This is a genomic window from Burkholderia sp. LS-044 (assembly GCF_004803625.1).
Taxonomy (GTDB): Bacteria; Pseudomonadota; Gammaproteobacteria; order Burkholderiales; family Burkholderiaceae; genus Burkholderia; species Burkholderia cepacia.
This window is the reverse complement of the sequence record NZ_SSWO01000005.1, coordinates 54,927-72,971: the sequence shown is the minus strand read 5'-3', so window position 1 is coordinate 72,971 and position 18,045 is coordinate 54,927. Positions and strand designations below refer to the sequence as shown.

Genomic DNA, 18,045 nt, shown 5'->3' with positions numbered 1-18,045 from the left:
CCGCCGAAGGCACCCTCTGCGCCCATCAAATCGAGCGGCAAGAAGCGCTCCACCGAGACGCGATAACGAGAGACGTTAACGCCCGGACGAGGTGCGGCCCGCATGTCGCGTTGGTACGCGCCCCACGCATGAGCGTTTTCGATATTTGCACTCAAACCGCTCCCTGTCGGGGACCGGATATCCGCACGCCGCTGCGATTGCGGCGCGTCACATTGATTGGAGAAATTGATTTGGCAAAGGAAGAATTGCTGGAATTGGACGGCGTCGTGGATGAGGTGCTTCCGGACAGCAGGTTTCGCGTCACCCTGGAAAACGGCGCGGTCGTTGCGGCGTACGCATCGGGCCGCATGCGCAAACACCGCATCCGTATTCTCGCTGGCGACCGGGTCAAGCTGGAATTGTCGGTCTATGACCTCACCAAAGGGCGTATCAATTTCCGGCACAAAGACGAACGGGCTTCGCCCGGTGTGCCTCGAAACCGATTTGTTCGACGCTAACCACGTAGCGCCGATAGAAGATTGATTGCGCTCGTCTACGCAATTCGTCGCCGTCAATCACCAGGAGTTCATCATGAGCATGCGTACCTATCGCGGATTCGAAATATATCCGCTGATTTATCCTCACTTTCACACAGGCTCTGGCCGTGCTCACAACTACGAAGCCGGTTTCGACGCGGCGGTCAAGGTTTGCCTGCGCGGCACTGACACCACGCTGACCCGGAGCCAGACCTTCAAGCTTGTCGACGGTTCGCCGTTTGCCAGTGCCGGTGACGCACGCCGGGCTTCGCAACGTTACGCAGAAGACATCATCGATCAGAACCGAGGCGAACATGGGATGTTCGACGCAGTTCTTTGATACGGCTCTCTGTTGAACAGCAATGCATGGGAGCGTGCGTCAATCGGAGACGCGAGTCCCGACCTGAAATTGCGCGAGCCGACGCCATGCTGCCGATCAGTGGGAAACTCGCGCCGTAACACCGACATTCGTTTCTGTCCCGTGTTCTCAAGGCAGATCAACGGACGAGCGGCCGCATCGTGCGACTGGCGCGCTACGCGCTGATGGACGTCGCGTTGCCGATCAACGTTGCGTAACGACCAGGCCGCCGACGCAGATTCGATCGATGCCTCGCGCCTTTTCGTGCCCCTGGATTTGCTCTTCGAGCAATCTGCGTGCGAGCGTTCGTGCGGCGTCACGCGCCTCCACGTCCGATGCAAAATCCCCTTCGGTATCGTGTTGCTCAGAGGTGCCGGGATCCTCTCCGATGCGGTGCAAGTGGACGATTCCGCGGTAGCGCCCAGACGTGGTCTGCATTACGCGAAGGCGTGCCACGTGCGTGTGGGTCGTACACACTTCATCATCCATGATGCCTTCCTTGCCAGGATCCCTGGCGAGACAACGACATGGCAGACTTCACCCACCTGCCTGCATCCGTGTGTTTGGCCCCCGGTAAACTTCGGCAAGGCGGGGTTTATCGCCGCCAGCGTCGAGAGGTCAATGTTTGCGGTGCATCCACCCCAAGTGATGGGAGTCCAGCCACTGAACGACTTCCTTACTTGAATGTTCGCTCTGGTAACGGCGCGCCAACGCGACTGCAACCACCGCGACCACCGCAAGACCAACCACCCAACCAATCATCGACTGAGTCATGACAGCCTCCTTGTGGATGTGGAATGCAGCCATGATTGAATTCTAGGCGTCTTGGGGGAAGGATTCACAAGTTTTGCGCCACGCCGCGCGGACGAATCGGCTCCACATGCACGATCCCTGGGGGAGGTACGCTCGGCCTTCACCTGATCGGTCTTGCCCCATATCCAAGGATCTGGGGCGCAAGCGATTTAGCAGGTCGTACACTGGAAAATGGTCGCGTCAGGCGTCTTGCGACAGGCTGCGTTTGATCAGCCGCAGGGCCGACAGGCGCCATCCGATCGCTTCGACGCGGCCGACATCCAGAACGGATCGCTGCTCTCAGGTCGCCCCGGTGATAGGGGCACATGCTCGGTCGAATCCGGGATCTCTGTCGCCATGCGTCAGGTGTCGAGGCGGAAATCCTGTTGACGTACGAGCCGCGGTGAGGCACTGACCGTCGCGCGGCCCACGCATCAAATGATCATAGAACTGTACTCATTGCGTGAAGCGCTCGAGACCAAGGCGGCGAGCCTGGCAGCGCAGCATGCGTATCTGCCCGATACAGACGCCGTTCGCGACGCCGTCCCAATTGTGCGCTACACCCGATGTCGAGATTCGCAAGCTTTACTGGCGTGCGATCGATTCTCAACCGATCCGGGGAAGCCACGATGTCGAACTACCCGAACGGGTAGGGACCGTTCGTGCCCCCATCCCTAAACTGCTTTCCTGAGGATTTCGCGGCGAGCGATCGCTTGTCTGCGTATTCGATGACAGACCGACGCGCATTGAAGCGAACCATCGGCACCGGCAGGCGAGTCACGGCCTTCCAACTTCGAAAAACACCAGGAGACGTAGTAGATGAAGCATGCCCTTTCCCCCGTCAATCTCGTCGTCACGCCTCTTATTTGCCTTGCCGTCGGCATGCCGGCCGCCCGTGCGCAAAGCAGTGTCACGCTGTACGGCGTCGTCGACGCCGGCATTCTCTATACGAGCAAGACCGTGAATCCCGCGACCGGGCAGAACGCGGGCCATCAGTTTTCGATGGTGACGGGCGGCATGACGCCGTCGCTGTTCGGCCTGAAAGGCACCGAGGATCTCGGCGGCGGGGTGAAGGCCATTTTCACGCTCGAAAGCGGGATCGATATCGCGAAAGGCAGCTTCACGGATTCGAACGGCAACATGTTCGGCCGGCAGGCGTGGGTGGGGCTCGCCAGTCCATACGGGACGGTGAAGGCCGGCGTGCAGTTCTCGCCGTTCGTGTTGTCGCTCATCTCGACCGATGCGCGCGATGTGTCTTACTTCGGCAGCGGCGTGCCGATCTACGTCGGTAGCGTGTTCGTGACCGGCATCTTCAATTCGAACGCGGTGTCCTATACGAGCCCGACGATCGGCGGGTTCCAGGGCGCCGCGATGCTCGCGCTCGGTGGCGTCGCGGGTGACTTCCAGGCGGGGCGGCAGTATTCGGCGAGCCTCAAATATACGTATGGACCGCTGCTGGTAAGCGCCGCCATGTACAACGGCAACGCGGGCGGCACCGCCGCGTCGACGCCCGTGCCGAGCACGGTGCCGTTTACGGGGCGCACGATCGGCGCCACGTATCAGTATCGCGACCTGACGGTGAAGGCGTCGTTCGTCGGCTACAAAATTTCCGGGTCGTTCGACAACCGCGTCTACAGCGGCGGCCTGAGCTATCAGATCACGCCCGCCGTGAATGCGGATGCCGGGGTCTGGTATACGAGCGACGGCAACGACACGCGCAACCACTCGATCATGGCTGCGACCGGCGTGACTTACAGCCTGTCGAAGGCGACCCTGCTGTACGGCCAGTTCGGCTTCGTCAACAACCACGGGAAGATGAATACCGGTCTGTCGACGAACGACGCGTTGTTCGGTGCGTCGGGTTCGACGTTCGGCTCGGCAGTCGGCATCCGTCACTTGTTCTGACCGGCACGCGCCGCATTCGCAACGCGGCGCGCAGCGTTCGGGCCGGCTCGGATTCTGCCGTCGACTTCGGCGGACGCTGCACCTGCCCGTTCGATGCGATGGGCCGCATCCACGTCGGGACTGCGCGTGATGTGCCGCGCACCGCACTGTTTTTTCCGAATCGCCGCGCCGACTTTCGGCGCGGCGTCCCGTCTCCCTATGTCACGCCGACGCGATGTCGGCGAACGGGCTTTGCCCGTTCGTCGTCATTGATCCGGGCCGGCCACTCGGCACGGTGTGCCAGGCGTAGTCGCGGCGCGTGCACGCCGCGCATCTCCCGTTCTCTTCACTGCATCGCGCACGAAGGCGCCGGGGCGTGATTCGATACGCATGTCCGACAAGGTCGCATACACACGTGCACCGCATACGGGCAATCCATGTCTCGAGACTACCCGGACGGGTGGCGTGGTGCGTCAAGCAGGCACCTAGACTGATTCCACGATAGACACAACAACAGGAGACGACATGCATTGCCCATTTCTCTCACCGCTGCGTGGTCGCCAGGCCGCACAGCCCGCGCCGCTAGACCTTCCCGCCGGCCCGCCGTCGCGGCGGATTCGCCAGGTCTGACCCGACCCTTCACCCAGCGAGACAGTTCATGACTCACTCATCCGATTTCACGCACGATGTGCGGTCGGGTTCGGCAAGTGCCGGGCCTGGGCGGCATCGCCTGATCAACATCGACAACGGCGGTACGCTGACCGACATTTGCGTGATGGACAGCGACAAGGTGGTGCGCACGAAGACGCTGACGACGCCGCACGATCTGTCGCAATGTCTGTTCGACGGATTGCGTAAGGCATCCGAAGCAATATACGGACGCGAGGATCTCGAGGCGCTGCTGCTGTCAACGGCGGCGATACGCTATTCGACGACGCAGGGTACCAACGCGCTGGTCGAACGCAAGGGGCCGCAGCTCGGCCTGGTGGTCGGCGGCACGCTGACGGCCGATCGGGTTCGCGACGCGGACGGTGCGGCGAGCCTGTTCGACACGGTGATCGGCGAGCGCACGGTTTCGCTGGGCAGCGAGCCGTCCGAAGCGGAGATCGTGCGCATCGTCGGCGAGCTCGCGGCGGCGGGCGCGAACCGGCTGGTCGTGGCGATCGGCGGCCCGCGGCGGGCGGAGCTCGAACAGCGGCTGAAGAGCCGGCTGCTGCGCAGTTTTCCGCCGCACCTGCTCGGCGCGCTTCCGATCCTGTATGCGCACGAAGTCGCCGACGATGCCGACGACGTGCGACGCACGTGGACCGCGCTGTTCAACGCGTTCCTGCATCCGGCGATGGAGCGCTTCCTGTACAGCGCCGAGCAGAAGCTGCGCGACGCGCGAGCGCAAAGTCCATTGCTGGTGTTCCGCAACGACGGCCATGCGGGCCGCGTCGCGAAGACGATCGCGTTGAAGACCTACAGTTCGGGCCCGCGCGGCGGGATGGAAGGCGCGCGCGTGCTGGCCGCGCACTACGGACTGACACACCTGCTGTCGATGGATATCGGCGGCACGACGACCGACATCGGCGTTGTCGACGAACACGGCGTGCGCGCGAACCGGTACGGCAACGTCGAGCGCGTGGCGACGTCGTTCGCGCTGTGCGACGTGGTCAGCGCGGGCGTCGGTGGCAGTTCGATTATTCGTGCGGACGGCGACAGGATCGTGGTCGGACCGGAGAGCGTCGGCAGCGCGCCAGGGCCGGCGTGCTTCGGCTTGGGCGGTACCCGGGCGACGATCACCGATGCGTTCGCGCTGGCGGGATTGCTTGATCCGGCGTCGTTCTTCGGCGGCAAGCTGCACCTCGACAAGGCGCGCGCACGGCAGGCCATTCATGCGCATGTCGCCGATCCGATGAAGATGAGTGACAAGGAGGCGCTCGCCGCGATGGAAGCCGCGTGGGTGAAGAAGGTTGCCGACAGCCTCGTTGCCTACACGGAAATTCGCGCCGATACGACGCTCGCCGCATTCGGCGGCGCGGGCGCGTTCGTCGCGTGCCGGGTCGCGGATGCGATCGGCGTGAAGCGCGTGTTGATTCCCGGGCTGGCGGCAGTGTTCTCCGCATACGGAATCGGCTTTTCGGATGTGGGCCATGGCTTCTCGGCGCCGCTGGCCGATACGACCGGGGACGCGCTCGCCGCGACGATGGACGTGCTGCTCACGCAAGCATCGCGCGCGATGTTCGGCGAAGGCGCGGCGATCGAAGACTGCCGGCTCGTCTACACGCTCGAGGCTACCGGCGCCGACGGCAAGACGGTCGAACACGCGTTGACGGGCCCGGCGTTGCCGCCGGGCGTCGCGCCGGGCGCCACGCTGTCGGTGACGCTGACCGCGATCAAGCGTATGCCGCAGGCGGTGCTCGACGGCCGGTTCGGCGAGGGTGGCCAGCAGGCAGCGATCGCGCGCGGCACGCGCCTGGTGGTTGTCGATGGCCGCGAAGCCGAGCTGCCGCTGTATCGCGTGGAAGACCAGCCGAAGGGCGTCGCGGTGTATGCGGCCGGCCCGGCCGTGCTCGAGGAGGACTTTTTCACCGGGCGCATCGACGCGGGCTGGCACTTCGAAATCAACTCCACCGGAGACATCCTGCTCAGCAGCGGCAAGGAGAGCAAATAATGAAGGTTCTGATTACCGAAACGCTGCGCATCGACCTGGATGCGGAGCAGTGGGAATGCCGGCGTTGCGGTCATGCGCACGGTAGCGCACGCGACAACTACAAGCGCGGGCTGCTCGTCCACGATCGCGACCCGCGCGAGATCCACAAGCCGCTGCTCGATCCGGCGCAATACGAGCGTACCTATTCACCCGATCCGGACTGGTGCCGGATTCTCGAGTACTACTGCCCGGAGTGCGGCGTTCTGGTTGAGGCCGAGTATCTGCCGCCGGGCCATCCGCCGCTGCACGACATCGAACTCGACATCGACGCGTTGAAGGCGCAATGGAAGGACCGGCCGGAGATGATCGAGCCCGCGCAGGCACCCGACCTCGCGCTCGAGCGCGTGAAGCTGCAGCGCGCGTTGCATGCGGCCGCGCATCATCGGCATGCGCTCGCCGGCGCCGCCGATGAATCGTCCACTTGAGATACGGGGAGAATCGCTCATGAAACGTGTTTCCGTCGACATCGGCGGCACCTTCACGGATTGCTTCGTCGCGTGGGGCGAGCAGTGCGTCGAGGGCAAGTCGCTGACCACGCATCACAATCTCGCGGTCGGCTTCAACGACTCGCTCGCGGACGCGTGCCGCCAGCTCGAACTGACGCCGACGCAGCTTCTGTCCGAAGTCGATTCCGTGCGTTATGCGACGACGCTCGGCACCAATGCGCTGATCGAGCGCAAGGGGCCGCGGGTCGGCTTGATCGTGACCACGGGTTTCAAGCACACGGTTCCGTTGTCCCGTGCGCGTGGTTACGGCGAAGGGCTGTCCGAGCCCGAGCAGATGGATATCCCGAATGCCGCGCGGCCGGAGCCGCTCGTCGCGATTCCGCTGATCCGTGAAGTCCGCGAACGCATCGACTATGCGGGGCAGGTGTTCTGGACGCTCGACGAGGACGACGTGCAGTTGCGCATTCGCGAACTCGTCGATGCCGGTGCGCAGGCGCTGGTCGTGATGTTCACGAACAGCGTGGTGAATCCGGTGCACGAACTGCGCGTGCGCGAAATTTTCCTCGACGAATATCCGGCGCACATGCTCGGCGCGATTCCGATGCTGTTGTCGCATCAGGTCGTCGGGCGCAAGGGCGAATACTCGCGAGCGACGTCGTCGATCATCGACGCGTTCCTGCATCAGATCATGTATCACGGGCTGGGCACGCTGGAGCTGAACCTGCGCCAGCAGGGCTACGCGAAGCCGATGCTGGTCAATCACAACTCGGGCGGGATGGCGCAACTGAACTCGACAGACGCGCTGCAGACGGTCCATTCGGGACCGGTTTCGGGGATCGCCGCCAGCGAATACCTGGCTGCCGCCGCCGAGCTCGGCAACGTGGTCGCGACCGACATGGGCGGCACCAGCTTCGACATCGGCATCGTCGTGCGGGGCGGCCAGAAATTCTACGACTTCAACCCTGTGATCGATCGCTGGCTCGTCAGCGTGCCGATGGTGCATCTCGTCGCGCTGGGCGCGGGCGGCGGCTCGATCGCGCGTTACGAGCGCATGTACAAGACCGTCGAGATCGGTCCGCAATCGGCCGGCTCCGACCCCGGGCCGGCCTGCTACGACCGCGGCGGCCAGCATCCGACCGTCACCGATGCAGACTTGCTGCTCGGCTATCTCGATCCGGAAAACTATGCAAACGGCCGCATCCCGCTGAACCCGCGTCGCGCAAAGCAGGCGATGCAAGACGACCTGTGCGACGAGCTGGACCTCGACGTGATCGAGACCGCGAAGCTGATCAAGAAGCAAGTCGACGCATCGATGGCGAACGGCATCGCGACCGAGCTGCGCACGCGCGGCTACGAGCCGAAGGATTTCACGGTGCTCGCGTACGGCGGCAACGGCCCGCTGCACGCGTGCGGGATCGCGGCCGCGCTCGGCATCGGTCGCGTCCTCGCCCCGCCGTATTCGTCGACCTTCTCCGCGTGCGGCGCCGGCACGGTGAACCAGATGCACATTCACGAGATGAATACGTGGACCGTGCTGTTCAATCCGAACACGAAAGCGTTCTTCGCGGATTTCGACGCGTTCAACCGCGGCGTCGAGGAACTGGAGCGGCGCGGGCGCGAGGATCTCGAACGGCAGGGCATGGATCCGGCGCAGATCCGCTATCGGCTCGAACTGGACATGCGCTACGGCAACCAGCGCGTGCAGACGGCGGTGGTGACGCCGCTGTCGAGGCTGAAGAACCAGCGTGACGTGCTGACGCTGATGGAGCTGTTCCATGAAAGCTACGGCTCGCGCTTCGGCGAGGGCTCCCAGAGTCCCGAGACGGGCGTGCGGATCAATACGCTGCGCGTGTGCGCGTACGTCGAACAGCCGTCGGTGAAGTTCGCGAAGCTGACGGTCAGCGACGATCCGCTGCCGCCGCCGGAGCCGGTCGGTCATCGCGACTGCCACTTCGTCGGGCACGACGGGCCGCTGCGCACCGCGATCTACGACGACCGCGCGCGCGCCGAGCGAACGCGGATCGAAGGGCCGGCCGTCATCACCACGCGCGCGACGACGTTCCTCGTCGAACCGGGCTGGATCTACCAGGCGACGGCCCAGGGCGGCGCGTGGTTCCTGCGCAAGTAAGCAAGGAGTTCGACATGCAAAACGACATCAATGCGGAAGACCGGGCGCTGCTCGACAAGTTCATCGCCGACAACACGCTGTTCCTCGGGCCGGATCCCGAGATCATGCGCAACCACAGCATCCTGCCGCGCTCGAAGGCCGAGCAGGAAGTGCTCGAGCGCGGCGTCGATCCGCACCAGGTTCACCATGTGCGCGGCTTGATCAACTCGGCGCTGTCCGAGGCGTTCACGATGGTGAACCAGATGGGGGCGGCGCCGGGTGCGAAGTGGGGCGACCTCGTGACGGCGATCTACACCGCGCAGGGCGACCTGTCGATGATCGCGCCGCACGGGATCATCGCGTTCGCCGCGTGCTGCTTCTATCCGATCCGCTTCATCATCAAGAACTGGACCGACGATCCGACCGTCGGCGTGAAGGACGGCGACGGGTTCATCCACAACGACGCGCGTTATGGCGGCATTCACAACACCGACCAGTCGATGATGATGCCGCTGTTCTACAAGGGCGAACTCGTCTGCTGGCTGTCGTCGACGATCCACGAGGGCGAAAACGGCTCGACCGAGCCGGGCGGCTTGCCGGCCAAGGCGGAGAGCAAGTACGACGAAGGCATCAAGATGCCGCCGTTCAAGATCGTCGAGAACTTCGAGCTGAAGCGCGATCTCGTCACGTTCCTGCAGAACTCGGTGCGCGATCCACGGCTGCAGCTCGAAGACATGAAGGTCAAGCTGCATGCGGTGCTGCGGCTGCGTGACCGGATCATCGCATTGCTCGACCAGTATGGCCGCGATGCGCTGATCGGCACGCTGCGCTCGCATCTGGAAGATGTCGAGACGGAGATGCGTCGTCGCATTCGCGAGCTGCCCGACGGCACGACGCGCGTGCTGCAGTTCATGGATTCGAGCCTGCGCGAGAATGCGCTGCAGAAAATCTCCTGTGCGATCACCGTGAAGGGCGACCGGATGATCATGGATTTTCGCGGCTCGGCCCCGCAGTTCATGAACCGCTCGGTGAACACCAACATCGCCTCGTTCAAGGCGGCGCTGTGTACCGGGCTGTTGCAGAACATCTGGCCGGATCTGCCGCATACGATGGCCGTGTTGTCGCCGATCGAGATCATCACCGATCGCAACTCGATCCTCGACGCCGAGGGCGAGATGCCGCAGGCGATGAGCCTGATGCCGCTGTTCAAGGGCTGCGTGGTCTGGACGATCCCGATGAACAAGCTCAGCTACAGCCTGCCGCATCGCTACTCCGCGGTGATCGCGTCGCAATACGATCAGGCGGCGACGTTCATCTACGGCGGCCTCACGCAACACGGCGACGTGACCGGTAACTTCTGCGCGGACATCAACGGCAACGGGCAGGGCGCGCGCAGCCACGCGGACGGCGAGCACTCGATCTCGCCCGTGTTCGGCTTCATGTGCGACACCGGCGAGCACGAGATTGCCGAGGAGGATACGCCGATCATCCGCCTCGGCGCGCAGCGGCTCGCGAAGGACCGGATCGGCTGGGGCAAGTATCGCGGCGGGATGGGCTACGAGCAGATCGCGACCGCGCGCGGGTCGGGCCTGTGGGGTTTCATGACCGGATGCGAGGGGTCGAAGTTCCCGTCCGCGCAGGGCCTGTTCGGCGGCTATTCGTGCCCGAGCTATCAGCTGATGAAGATCAAGGGCATCAACATCTTCAAGGTGCTGGAGGAAAATCCGAAAGCCGTCGAAACGTTCGACATCGTCGACCTGATGAACAACCGCCCGATTCCGGGGGCGAAGTACAGCAGCCACGACATGGGCATGACGTTCGAGATCTGCAACGAAGGCGAGATCTACATGATCTGTCAGGGCTCGGGCGGCGGTTACGGCGACGTGCTCGAACGCGATCCGGCGCTCGTGATGAAGGATCTGCGCGAGGAACTGATGTCGCACGAGAATGCACGCGACATCTACAAGGTCGTCTACGACGAGCAGACGCTGGTCGTGGACGTCGAGGCGACCGCCGACGCACGGGCTGCCGAGCGGCTTGCGCGTATTGCCCGTGCCCGGCCGTTCGATGCGTTCTGCGCGGAATGGGTGACGCCAGAGCCGCCTGCTTCGTTGCCCTACTTCGGGAGCTGGAGCGACAACGCGGAGATCTACGCGACGACGCTGGGCCAGCGCGTCACGATGCCGGCCGACCGGCTTCAGGGCGCGTACATGCTCGATCCGAAGGACGTGCGAATCGCGGAACTGGAAGCGCGTCTCGACGCATTGAACACGGGAGCGTCATCATGCCCGGATTGACGCAAGCCAGCCGCTCGCGTCGGCTGCTGTGGCTCGATCACGCCGGCTATAGCGCGCCGCTGCTCACGGGTGACGCGCCACCGTGGCTCGACAGCGCCGCGTGCGTCGCGTGGGCGCGGCACGCGCAGGGTCTGCTGCGCCCGGACGTGCTCACGCTGCCGCTCGCGGATGTGGCCGACGCGTGGCTCACGCGCGATTCGGCGCTTGCCGCCGAGCTGATCGGCAAGACGAAGCGCGCGCATCTGCCGCTGAAAGCGTATCTTTCAAGCGAGCCGGTGCGTGCGCACGTGGCAGCGCTGGCGGTCGCGCTGCGCGCCGCGTTGCCCGACGCGATCTTCGTGCTGGAGCTGCCGTCGCCGCGCGACTGGGCGGCGCGCGCATTCGCGTTCGCGAGCGGCACGCAGCGCGTCGAAGTCGACGAAGACGCAGCCGACGCGGCAGCGGCGTGCGTGGCGGATTTCCTGCGCACGTTCGCGACGGCCGGAGTGGACGCCGTGCTGATGCGCGAATCGCTCGGACGGGATGCCGACGGTGCCGCGCACGGGCTGGCGCTGCTTCAGCCGGTCGCGAACGTCGCGCGGCATTATGGCTGGGAATGGGGGCTGCGGATTCCGGCGTCGGTCGCCTTCTCGGGCGCGTCGGCGCCGGACTTCGCGATCGCGCCGGCGACGTGCGGCCCGGGGCCGACCGGCGTTGTCGTGCCCGCGGCGTTCTGGTTTGGCGAAGACGATTTGCCGGCGGCGCGGCCCGACACGTTCGACGTCGCGGAAATCCCCGCGTTGGCACATCCCGAAACGGTTCTCGCGCGCATTACGCGCTTACGTGAAAGGCATTGACATGACGAACGAAGGCGAACTGATGTGGACGCCGGACGACGCGTTCATGCGCGGTTCCAATCTGGCGCGTTTCATGGACTGGCTCGCGGCCGATCGCGACCTGGCGTTTGCCGACTACGATGCACTGTGGCGCTGGTCGACCGGCGAACCGGACGCGTTCTGGGCGTCGATCTGGCAGTGGTTCGACGTGCAGTTCGACGGTTCGGCGCGTCGCGTGACCGACGGCGCGCCGATGCCGCACACGCGCTGGTTTCCCGATGCACGCGTGAACTACGCGGAACACGTGCTGCGGCATGCCGCGCATGCGGACGCCGCGCAGCCGGCATTCCACTACGCGAGCGAAACGCAACCGCTGCGTACGCTGTCGCTGGTCGAGCTCGCCGGCCGGGTGCGGCGCGTCGCGACGCGCTTGCGCGAGATGGGCGTGCAGCCCGGCGACCGCGTCGTCGCGTATTTGCCGAACGTGCCCGAATGCGCGATCGCGATGCTCGCAGCCACCAGCATCGGGGCAGTATGGTCGTCGGCCGCGATCGATTTCGGTGTGCGTACGGTGGTCGACCGCTTCCGGCAGATCGCGCCGAAGGTGCTGATCGCGGCCGATCGCTACAGCTTCGGCGGACGGGTGTTCGAGCGCACGGAGGAAGCGCTGCAGATCGCGCACGCGCTGCCGTCGCTGGAGGCGCTCGTGTGGTTGTCGTCCGACGTCGATGCGCTGCCGGACGGCGCCGCGACACTGCCGTGCGCGACGCATCCGTGGCATGCGCTTCTGGATGGCCCCGACGTGCCGCCCGACGCATTCCGCTTCGAACGTGTCGGTCCCGATCATCCGCTCTGGATCGTGTTCTCGTCGGGAACGACCGGTTTGCCGAAGGCGATCGTCCACAGCCACGTCGGTATCCTCGTCGAGCACCTGAAGCTGATGCACCTGCACATGGATCTGCGCGCCGGCGACGTGATGTTCTTCTACAGCACGACCGGCTGGATGATGTGGAACCTGCTGGTCGCGTCGCTGATGACGGGCGCGGCCGCGGTGCTCTACGACGGCAGCCCGATGCACGGCGGGCCGGGTTGCCTGTGGCAGCTCGCCGCCGATGCGGGGGCGACCTGCTTCGGCGGCAGCCCGACGTTCGTGCAGATGATGGAGAAGGCCGGCCTGGAGCCCGGCCGCGAATTCGACCTGTCGCGCGTCAGGAGCGTGATCCTGAGCGGCGCGCCGAGCACGCCGGAAACCTTCTCGTGGTTCTATCGCTGCGTGAAACCGGATTTGTGGGTCACGTCTCAATCCGGCGGCACCGAGCTGTGCAGCGGGCTCGTCGGTGCCGTGCCGCTGCTGCCGGTGCGGGCGGGAGAGATCCAGGCACGCATGCTCGGCATGGCGGTCGACGTGTGGAACGATGCCGGCGAGCCGGTCGTCGACGAAATCGGCGAGCTCGTCGTCACTCGGCCGGCGCCCTCCATGCCGATCTGCTTCTGGAACGACGACGGCGGCACGCGTTATCGGGAGTCCTATTTCGACTATTTCCCCGGCGTGTGGCGGCACGGCGATTTCATGAAGATCGTGCCGCACGGCGGTTGCTACATCTATGGGCGGGCCGATTCCACGCTGAATCGACACGGCGTGCGCATCGGCTCGGCGGAGATCTATCGCGTCGTCGAGGAGATCGAAGTGGTGGCCGACAGCCTCGTCGTCTGCTGCGAACTGCCCGGCGGCCGCTACTTCATGCCGCTGTTCCTGCGCCTGCGCGATGGCGCGGCGCTCGACGATACGCTGCGCGCACGGATCGCGGAGCGGCTGCGCACGCTGTGCAGCCCGCGCCACGTGCCGGACGTGATGGTCGCGATGGAGCAGATTCCGTACACGCTGACCGGCAAGAAAATGGAGGTGCCGGTGCGCAAGATCCTGATGGGGCAGCGCGCCGAAAGCGCGGCGAGTCGCGATGCGATGGCCAATCCGGCGGCGCTCGACGCATACGTGGCTTTTGCCGGCGCGGTGCCGCGATGACGGCGTCGCTCGTAACCGGCGCGCGGGCGGCGGGGGCCGACAGCCTGGACGACGGGGCGTCGCACGATGCAGGCTGCCTGCGTCCGTTCTGCTGCAATCCGTTCGCGGCGTTCTCGGCATTTGCGCGCGTCGGCGGCTGGACGCCGCCGCTGCCGGACGAGCGTGCGGCGGAGCCGACGGCCGGCGATGCTTGAAGCGGCTTCACGATTGAGGCACGATGCCTTCTCTTCCACGCCATCCGGACGATCGTGACTGCTTCCCAGAATTCGACGCGACGCAGGCCACGCCGCCACGGCGCGGACTTGCTCGAACACAAGTTCTTTCCGCCGGTCGCGCGTCGCGGCGCGATCGTCCGGCGTGCGCTGCTCGATCGCGTGACGGGGCTCGGCGTGCCGCACATCGTGATCCTGCAGGCCCCGCTCGGCAGCGGCAAGTCGACGTTGCTGCAGCAGATCATGGAGGCAGGGCGCGCGAAGCGCTGGACGATGGCGTGGCTCGCGCTCGACGAGAACGACAACGATCCACGCCGTTTCGAAGCGTATTTCATCTCGCTGATCGCACAGATGGTCGAGGAGGCCGGCGTGGCCGCGAGCGGGCAGGCGGTGCGCCCGTCCGACAACATGCTCGACTGGGTGTTCGGCCAGCTCGCACGAGTCGACGGTCCGATCGGCATCTGCATCGACGATTTCCAGTGGATTCACGAGCCGGCGATTCTGCATTTCTTTCGCGATCTGCTGGACGCGCTGCCCGGGCGCTGTCGCGTCTACATCGGATCTCGCAACCTGCCGGACGTCGGCGTGAGCGCGTTGCAGGTTGCCGAAGAGGCGCTCGTGCTGCGGATGGAGGATCTGCGTTTCTCGACGGACGAAGCGGCCGTGTTCCTCGCGGATGCCGCCGACACGATCGATGCGGAAACGGAGGCGTTCATCCAGTCGCGTACCGAGGGATGGCCGGCGGGGCTGCAACTGTTCAAGCTCGCGCTCGCGCGCGACGAGATTCGGGACGCGCTCGACGAGATGCGCGACTGCACGCCGCTCGAACTGGTTCGCTACCTGTCGGAGAATACGCTGGCGCTACAGCCGCCCGCCGTGCGGACGTTCCTGCTGAAGACGTCGCAATTGCGGCGCCTGAACGGCTCGCTCTGCGGGGAAGTGACCGGGTTCGAACACGCGGACGCGGTGCTGCGGCAGCTCGAACGCGACGGGTTGTTCGTGGAGGCGCTCGACGGCAGCCCGGGATGGTATCGCTATCACGGGCTGTTCGCGCGCTTCCTGTCCGATCGGCTCGCGCATGAGGATGCGGCGCACGTGATCGACGTGCACCGCCGCGCCGCGCACTGGTACGTGCGCCATGGCGTGCCGGAAGAGGCGATGTTCCATGCGGTCGAGGCACGGGAGTATTCGCTCGCGATCACGACGCTGGACGACTGGGCGTCCCGACTCGTCGAGGGCGCCGAGTTGGTGACGGTCGCGTACTGGTTCGACCGGCTGCCGTTGCAGGAGGTGCTCGGCTGCCGGAGCCTCGCGGTGAAGATCGCGTGGGCGCTGGTGTTCCTGCGGCGCGGCGGGCCGACCCATCCGCTGCTGTCGTATCTCGCCGATACGCGCGACGGGCACGGCGCCGACGTCGTGCTCGCGATGGCCTTGCTGTTCGGGAACGACCTGCGCGGCGCGGCGCGGCTCGCCGACGTGCCCGCGCTGCGTCAGCCGGCGTCCGGCCTGTTCGAGGCGTTCGAGCTCGGCGCGGCGGCCAATCTCCTTGCGTTCAGCGCGATGGCCGAGTGGGACGACGAGCGGGCCCATCACCTGCTGGTGCTGGCGAACAGCCACAACGACCATGCACAGGCCGCGTTCAGCCATGGCTATACGCTCGCGTTGCGCTGCATCCTGCAGGTGATGAGCGCGCAGCCGCGGCTGGCTACCGACGCCCCGCATGCGACTCGCGGCATGCGACGCGACGCGGGCAGTCCGTACGTGAACCGGGGCATGTCGGCCGCGGCGCTGGCGGCGTCGCGTATCTGGGCCTGTTACGAGGCAGACCAGTTCGACACGGTCGAGCGACTCTCCGCTCAGTTCGGCGAGGATATTGCGCTCGCGACGGTGCCTGAATTCATCGCGTTGTCGATGGTGTCGATCGCGCGCGTGCATGTCGCGCGCGGCCGGATGCTTCAGGCGCGCGACGCGCTCGACACGCTCGAGCGTCTGAGCTTTCACAATCGCTGGTCGAGCGTGCGGGAGATGATTGCGTGGGAGCGCCTGTATCTGGCGGCGCGCAGCGGCGAGACGACACGCATCGATGCGTTGCTGTCGCAGGTATCGGGCGATACCGCCGCGCCGGACCCGGGGTGGATCGAGGTGACGGAACTGCTGAGCGGCCCTTTGCTCGGCCGCATCCGGCTCGCGTTGCAGCAGCAGCGGCTCGACCGGGCCGCCGAGTTGCTGAAGGCGGCGCTCGGCATCGTGCCGGCGCGACCGCTGCTGTCTGTCAAGCTGCAGGTCTTGCAGGCGCTGGTGCAGCATCGGCAAGGGCACACGCGGCTGGCGCTGCGCACCTTGCAGAGTGCGCAGGACGCCGCACGAGCGGGCGGCTGTACGCGTGCGTTGCTCGACGAGGGCGGCGAGCTGGCGGCGATGCTCGATGGCACGGAGCGGGCCGAGCCGCTTCCGAAGGCGAACGTCCAGAAGGCGGCGTGGTCGAGCCTGTTGTCGCAGCGGGAGGATGAAATCCTGCGGTTGCTGTGCAGCGGAGCATCGAATCGCGAGATCTCCGAGAAGCTGTTCCTGTCCGAGAACACGGTGAAGTTTCACCTGAAGAATCTTTATCTGAAACTGGACGTCAAGAATCGGGCGCAGGCGATTCTCAAGGCGCAGTCGGACGCGCGCTGACCGAAGGGGCGGCGGGGACGGATTTGCCGGCACGGTTCGAGAGGGCTGCACAGGATATCGAGCGCTTTCGCACAACCGGATTTGTGCAAAACGACAAAGCCCTGCGTAACGCAATTTTGCGAACGTCGCGGGCAATCGATCAGGATTCCCGTGCAAAAATTCCGTTTGTCCAAAACGGAAGAAACCATGGTCACGCTTCAACACATGCGCCTGTTCGTTGGCGTGGTCAACGCCGGCGGATTTTCGGCGGCGGCCCGGCAACTCGGCGTGAGCACTACCCGGGTTTCCCGCATGGTGTCGGATCTCGAACGGCACCTGACGGTCCGTTTGCTGAACCGGACGACGCGCCGCGTCTCGTTGACCGACGCAGGCGAACGATACTGGCGGCGATGCGACCAGATTCTTGCCTACCTCGAACAGGCGGAGGCGGAGACGTGCGGCGCCCATGCGCGGCCGTCCGGAAAGCTGAAGCTGCATTGCGCGAACGGGTTGGACCGGCGCTATGTGATGTCGCTCGTCGCAGCCTATCGGCAGCGTTTTCCGGAGGTCAGGATCGACTTGCTGACGACCGGGCGGCGGCCCGACCTGATCGGGGAGGGCCTGGACGTGTCGATTGCGCTCGAACGCCATCCGCCGGAATCCGGCCAGGTTTCCGAGCGAATCGGAGCGACCTTCGGCATCCTGTGCGCGTCGCGCGGATATGTCGACACACACGGTGTGCCGGCCACGCTCCAGGATCTCGAACGGCATGCGTGTCTCGGCCTGATGACGACGTCGACATCGCACGACGCATGGAACCTGATCGGCCCGGACGGTGTACAGGCGACCGCGCCGGTCACGCCCGCCTTTCGCGTCAACGACGCCGACGCGCTGGCGGCAGGCATTCGGGGCGGCATGGGCATCGGTCTGCTGCCGCTTTACTCGGCGGTCGACGGGTTGCGCGATGGGCAGCTCACATGCGTGCTGCCGCACTATCGCACCCACGACATGAACGTGTACGTGCTGTACTCGTCGCGCCAGTATCTGGATGCGAAAATCCGGACTTGGGTCGATCTGATGCGCGACACGTTGCCGTCGATGCTGGCACGTGACGAGCAGACGTTTGCCGCGTATGCCGGGCCGGGTGCCGACGTCGAGCCGGCGAGACTTGCGGAAGACGCGGATGCCGGTGCAGATGCGCGGTACGTGGGCGCGCTGTGAGCCGCGCGTACGACAGCATGGCCTTCCT

14 protein-coding genes are annotated in these 18,045 nt (G+C 65.4%); 12 read left to right on the top strand and 2 right to left on the bottom strand.

Annotated features, from left to right (window positions below; translation table 11 throughout):
- The first annotated feature begins 230 nt into the window (after nucleotides 1-230).
- A complete protein-coding gene (gene infA, locus E9536_RS14545; protein WP_027790083.1) occupies nucleotides 231-497 on the top strand; it encodes a translation initiation factor IF-1 in 267 nt (88 codons plus the stop codon).
- A gap of 73 nt (nucleotides 498-570) precedes the next feature.
- On the top strand, nucleotides 571-855 hold the full coding sequence (locus E9536_RS14540) for a hypothetical protein (protein WP_136470072.1): 285 nt from the start codon (nucleotides 571-573) through the stop codon (nucleotides 853-855).
- A 222-nt stretch (nucleotides 856-1,077) separates the two neighbouring features.
- Here E9536_RS14540 and E9536_RS14535 read toward each other — a convergent pair whose 3' ends face one another.
- A complete protein-coding gene (locus tag E9536_RS14535; protein WP_230942819.1) occupies nucleotides 1,078-1,362 on the bottom strand; it encodes a hypothetical protein in 285 nt (94 codons plus the stop codon).
- 129 nt (nucleotides 1,363-1,491) lie between these two features.
- On the bottom strand, nucleotides 1,492-1,647 hold the full coding sequence (locus E9536_RS14530; protein WP_166742277.1) for a hypothetical protein: 156 nt from the start codon (nucleotides 1,645-1,647) through the stop codon (nucleotides 1,492-1,494).
- A gap of 900 nt (nucleotides 1,648-2,547) precedes the next feature.
- On the opposite strand from E9536_RS14530, the gene E9536_RS14525 reads away from it, so the two are divergent.
- From E9536_RS14525 to E9536_RS14480, 10 genes are all read left to right on the top strand, one after another.
- Nucleotides 2,548-3,570 carry a porin gene (locus E9536_RS14525; RefSeq protein WP_124535780.1) on the top strand — a complete coding sequence of 341 codons (1,023 nt, stop codon included), beginning with the start codon at nucleotides 2,548-2,550 and terminating at the stop codon, nucleotides 3,568-3,570.
- Between the two features lie 637 nt (nucleotides 3,571-4,207).
- Nucleotides 4,208-6,205, top strand: coding sequence for a hydantoinase/oxoprolinase family protein (locus E9536_RS14520; RefSeq protein WP_136470071.1), 1,998 nt, complete (start codon nucleotides 4,208-4,210; stop codon nucleotides 6,203-6,205).
- Nucleotides 6,205-6,669 (top strand): acetone carboxylase subunit gamma, encoded by a 465-nt coding sequence (locus E9536_RS14515; RefSeq protein ID WP_059699243.1) that lies wholly within the window; start codon nucleotides 6,205-6,207, stop codon nucleotides 6,667-6,669. Before E9536_RS14520 ends, E9536_RS14515 begins: the two co-directional genes overlap by 1 nt.
- A 19-nt stretch (nucleotides 6,670-6,688) precedes the next feature.
- Nucleotides 6,689-8,818, top strand: a complete 2,130-nt coding sequence (locus E9536_RS14510) for a hydantoinase/oxoprolinase family protein (RefSeq protein WP_136470070.1) — start codon at nucleotides 6,689-6,691, stop codon at nucleotides 8,816-8,818.
- 14 nt (nucleotides 8,819-8,832) lie between these two features.
- Nucleotides 8,833-11,094, top strand: a complete 2,262-nt coding sequence (locus E9536_RS14505; protein WP_136470069.1) for a hydantoinase B/oxoprolinase family protein — start codon at nucleotides 8,833-8,835, stop codon at nucleotides 11,092-11,094.
- Nucleotides 11,082-11,930 carry a hypothetical protein gene (locus tag E9536_RS14500; RefSeq protein WP_136470068.1) on the top strand — a complete coding sequence of 283 codons (849 nt, stop codon included), beginning with the start codon at nucleotides 11,082-11,084 and terminating at the stop codon, nucleotides 11,928-11,930. The genes E9536_RS14505 and E9536_RS14500 overlap by 13 nt, the downstream gene beginning before the upstream one ends.
- Nucleotide 11,931: 1 nt before the next feature.
- Nucleotides 11,932-13,932: an acetoacetate--CoA ligase gene (locus tag E9536_RS14495; protein ID WP_136470067.1), complete on the top strand. Its 2,001-nt coding sequence runs from the start codon at nucleotides 11,932-11,934 to the stop codon at nucleotides 13,930-13,932.
- Nucleotides 13,929-14,126 (top strand): hypothetical protein, encoded by a 198-nt coding sequence (locus E9536_RS14490; RefSeq protein WP_136470066.1) that lies wholly within the window; start codon nucleotides 13,929-13,931, stop codon nucleotides 14,124-14,126. The genes E9536_RS14495 and E9536_RS14490 overlap by 4 nt, the downstream gene beginning before the upstream one ends.
- A gap of 108 nt (nucleotides 14,127-14,234) precedes the next feature.
- Nucleotides 14,235-16,817, top strand: a complete 2,583-nt coding sequence (locus E9536_RS14485) for a LuxR C-terminal-related transcriptional regulator (protein ID WP_247873443.1) — start codon at nucleotides 14,235-14,237, stop codon at nucleotides 16,815-16,817.
- Nucleotides 16,818-17,003: 186 nt separating this feature from the next.
- On the top strand, nucleotides 17,004-18,017 hold the full coding sequence (locus E9536_RS14480) for a LysR family transcriptional regulator (RefSeq protein ID WP_124919648.1): 1,014 nt from the start codon (nucleotides 17,004-17,006) through the stop codon (nucleotides 18,015-18,017).
- The last annotated feature ends 28 nt before the right edge of the window (nucleotides 18,018-18,045 follow it).

What these genes read in the sequence shown, in the direction of transcription:
- E9536_RS14480 (WP_124919648.1), top strand. Translation starts at nt 17,004, where the DNA reads ATGGTCACGCTTCAACACATGCGCCTGTTCGTTGGCGTGGTCAACGCC.
- E9536_RS14495 (WP_136470067.1), top strand. Translation starts at nt 11,932, where the DNA reads ATGACGAACGAAGGCGAACTGATGTGGACGCCGGACGACGCGTTCATG.
- E9536_RS14530 (WP_166742277.1), bottom strand. Translation starts at nt 1,647, where the DNA reads ATGACTCAGTCGATGATTGGTTGGGTGGTTGGTCTTGCGGTGGTCGCG.
- E9536_RS14510 (WP_136470070.1), top strand. Translation starts at nt 6,689, where the DNA reads ATGAAACGTGTTTCCGTCGACATCGGCGGCACCTTCACGGATTGCTTC.
- E9536_RS14525 (WP_124535780.1), top strand. Translation starts at nt 2,548, where the DNA reads ATGCCGGCCGCCCGTGCGCAAAGCAGTGTCACGCTGTACGGCGTCGTC.
- E9536_RS14500 (WP_136470068.1), top strand. Translation starts at nt 11,082, where the DNA reads ATGCCCGGATTGACGCAAGCCAGCCGCTCGCGTCGGCTGCTGTGGCTC.
- E9536_RS14520 (WP_136470071.1), top strand. Translation starts at nt 4,208, where the DNA reads ATGACTCACTCATCCGATTTCACGCACGATGTGCGGTCGGGTTCGGCA.
- E9536_RS14540 (WP_136470072.1), top strand. Translation starts at nt 571, where the DNA reads ATGAGCATGCGTACCTATCGCGGATTCGAAATATATCCGCTGATTTAT.
- E9536_RS14515 (WP_059699243.1), top strand. Translation starts at nt 6,205, where the DNA reads ATGAAGGTTCTGATTACCGAAACGCTGCGCATCGACCTGGATGCGGAG.
- E9536_RS14535 (WP_230942819.1), bottom strand. Translation starts at nt 1,362, where the DNA reads ATGGATGATGAAGTGTGTACGACCCACACGCACGTGGCACGCCTTCGC.
- E9536_RS14505 (WP_136470069.1), top strand. Translation starts at nt 8,833, where the DNA reads ATGCAAAACGACATCAATGCGGAAGACCGGGCGCTGCTCGACAAGTTC.
- E9536_RS14490 (WP_136470066.1), top strand. Translation starts at nt 13,929, where the DNA reads ATGACGGCGTCGCTCGTAACCGGCGCGCGGGCGGCGGGGGCCGACAGC.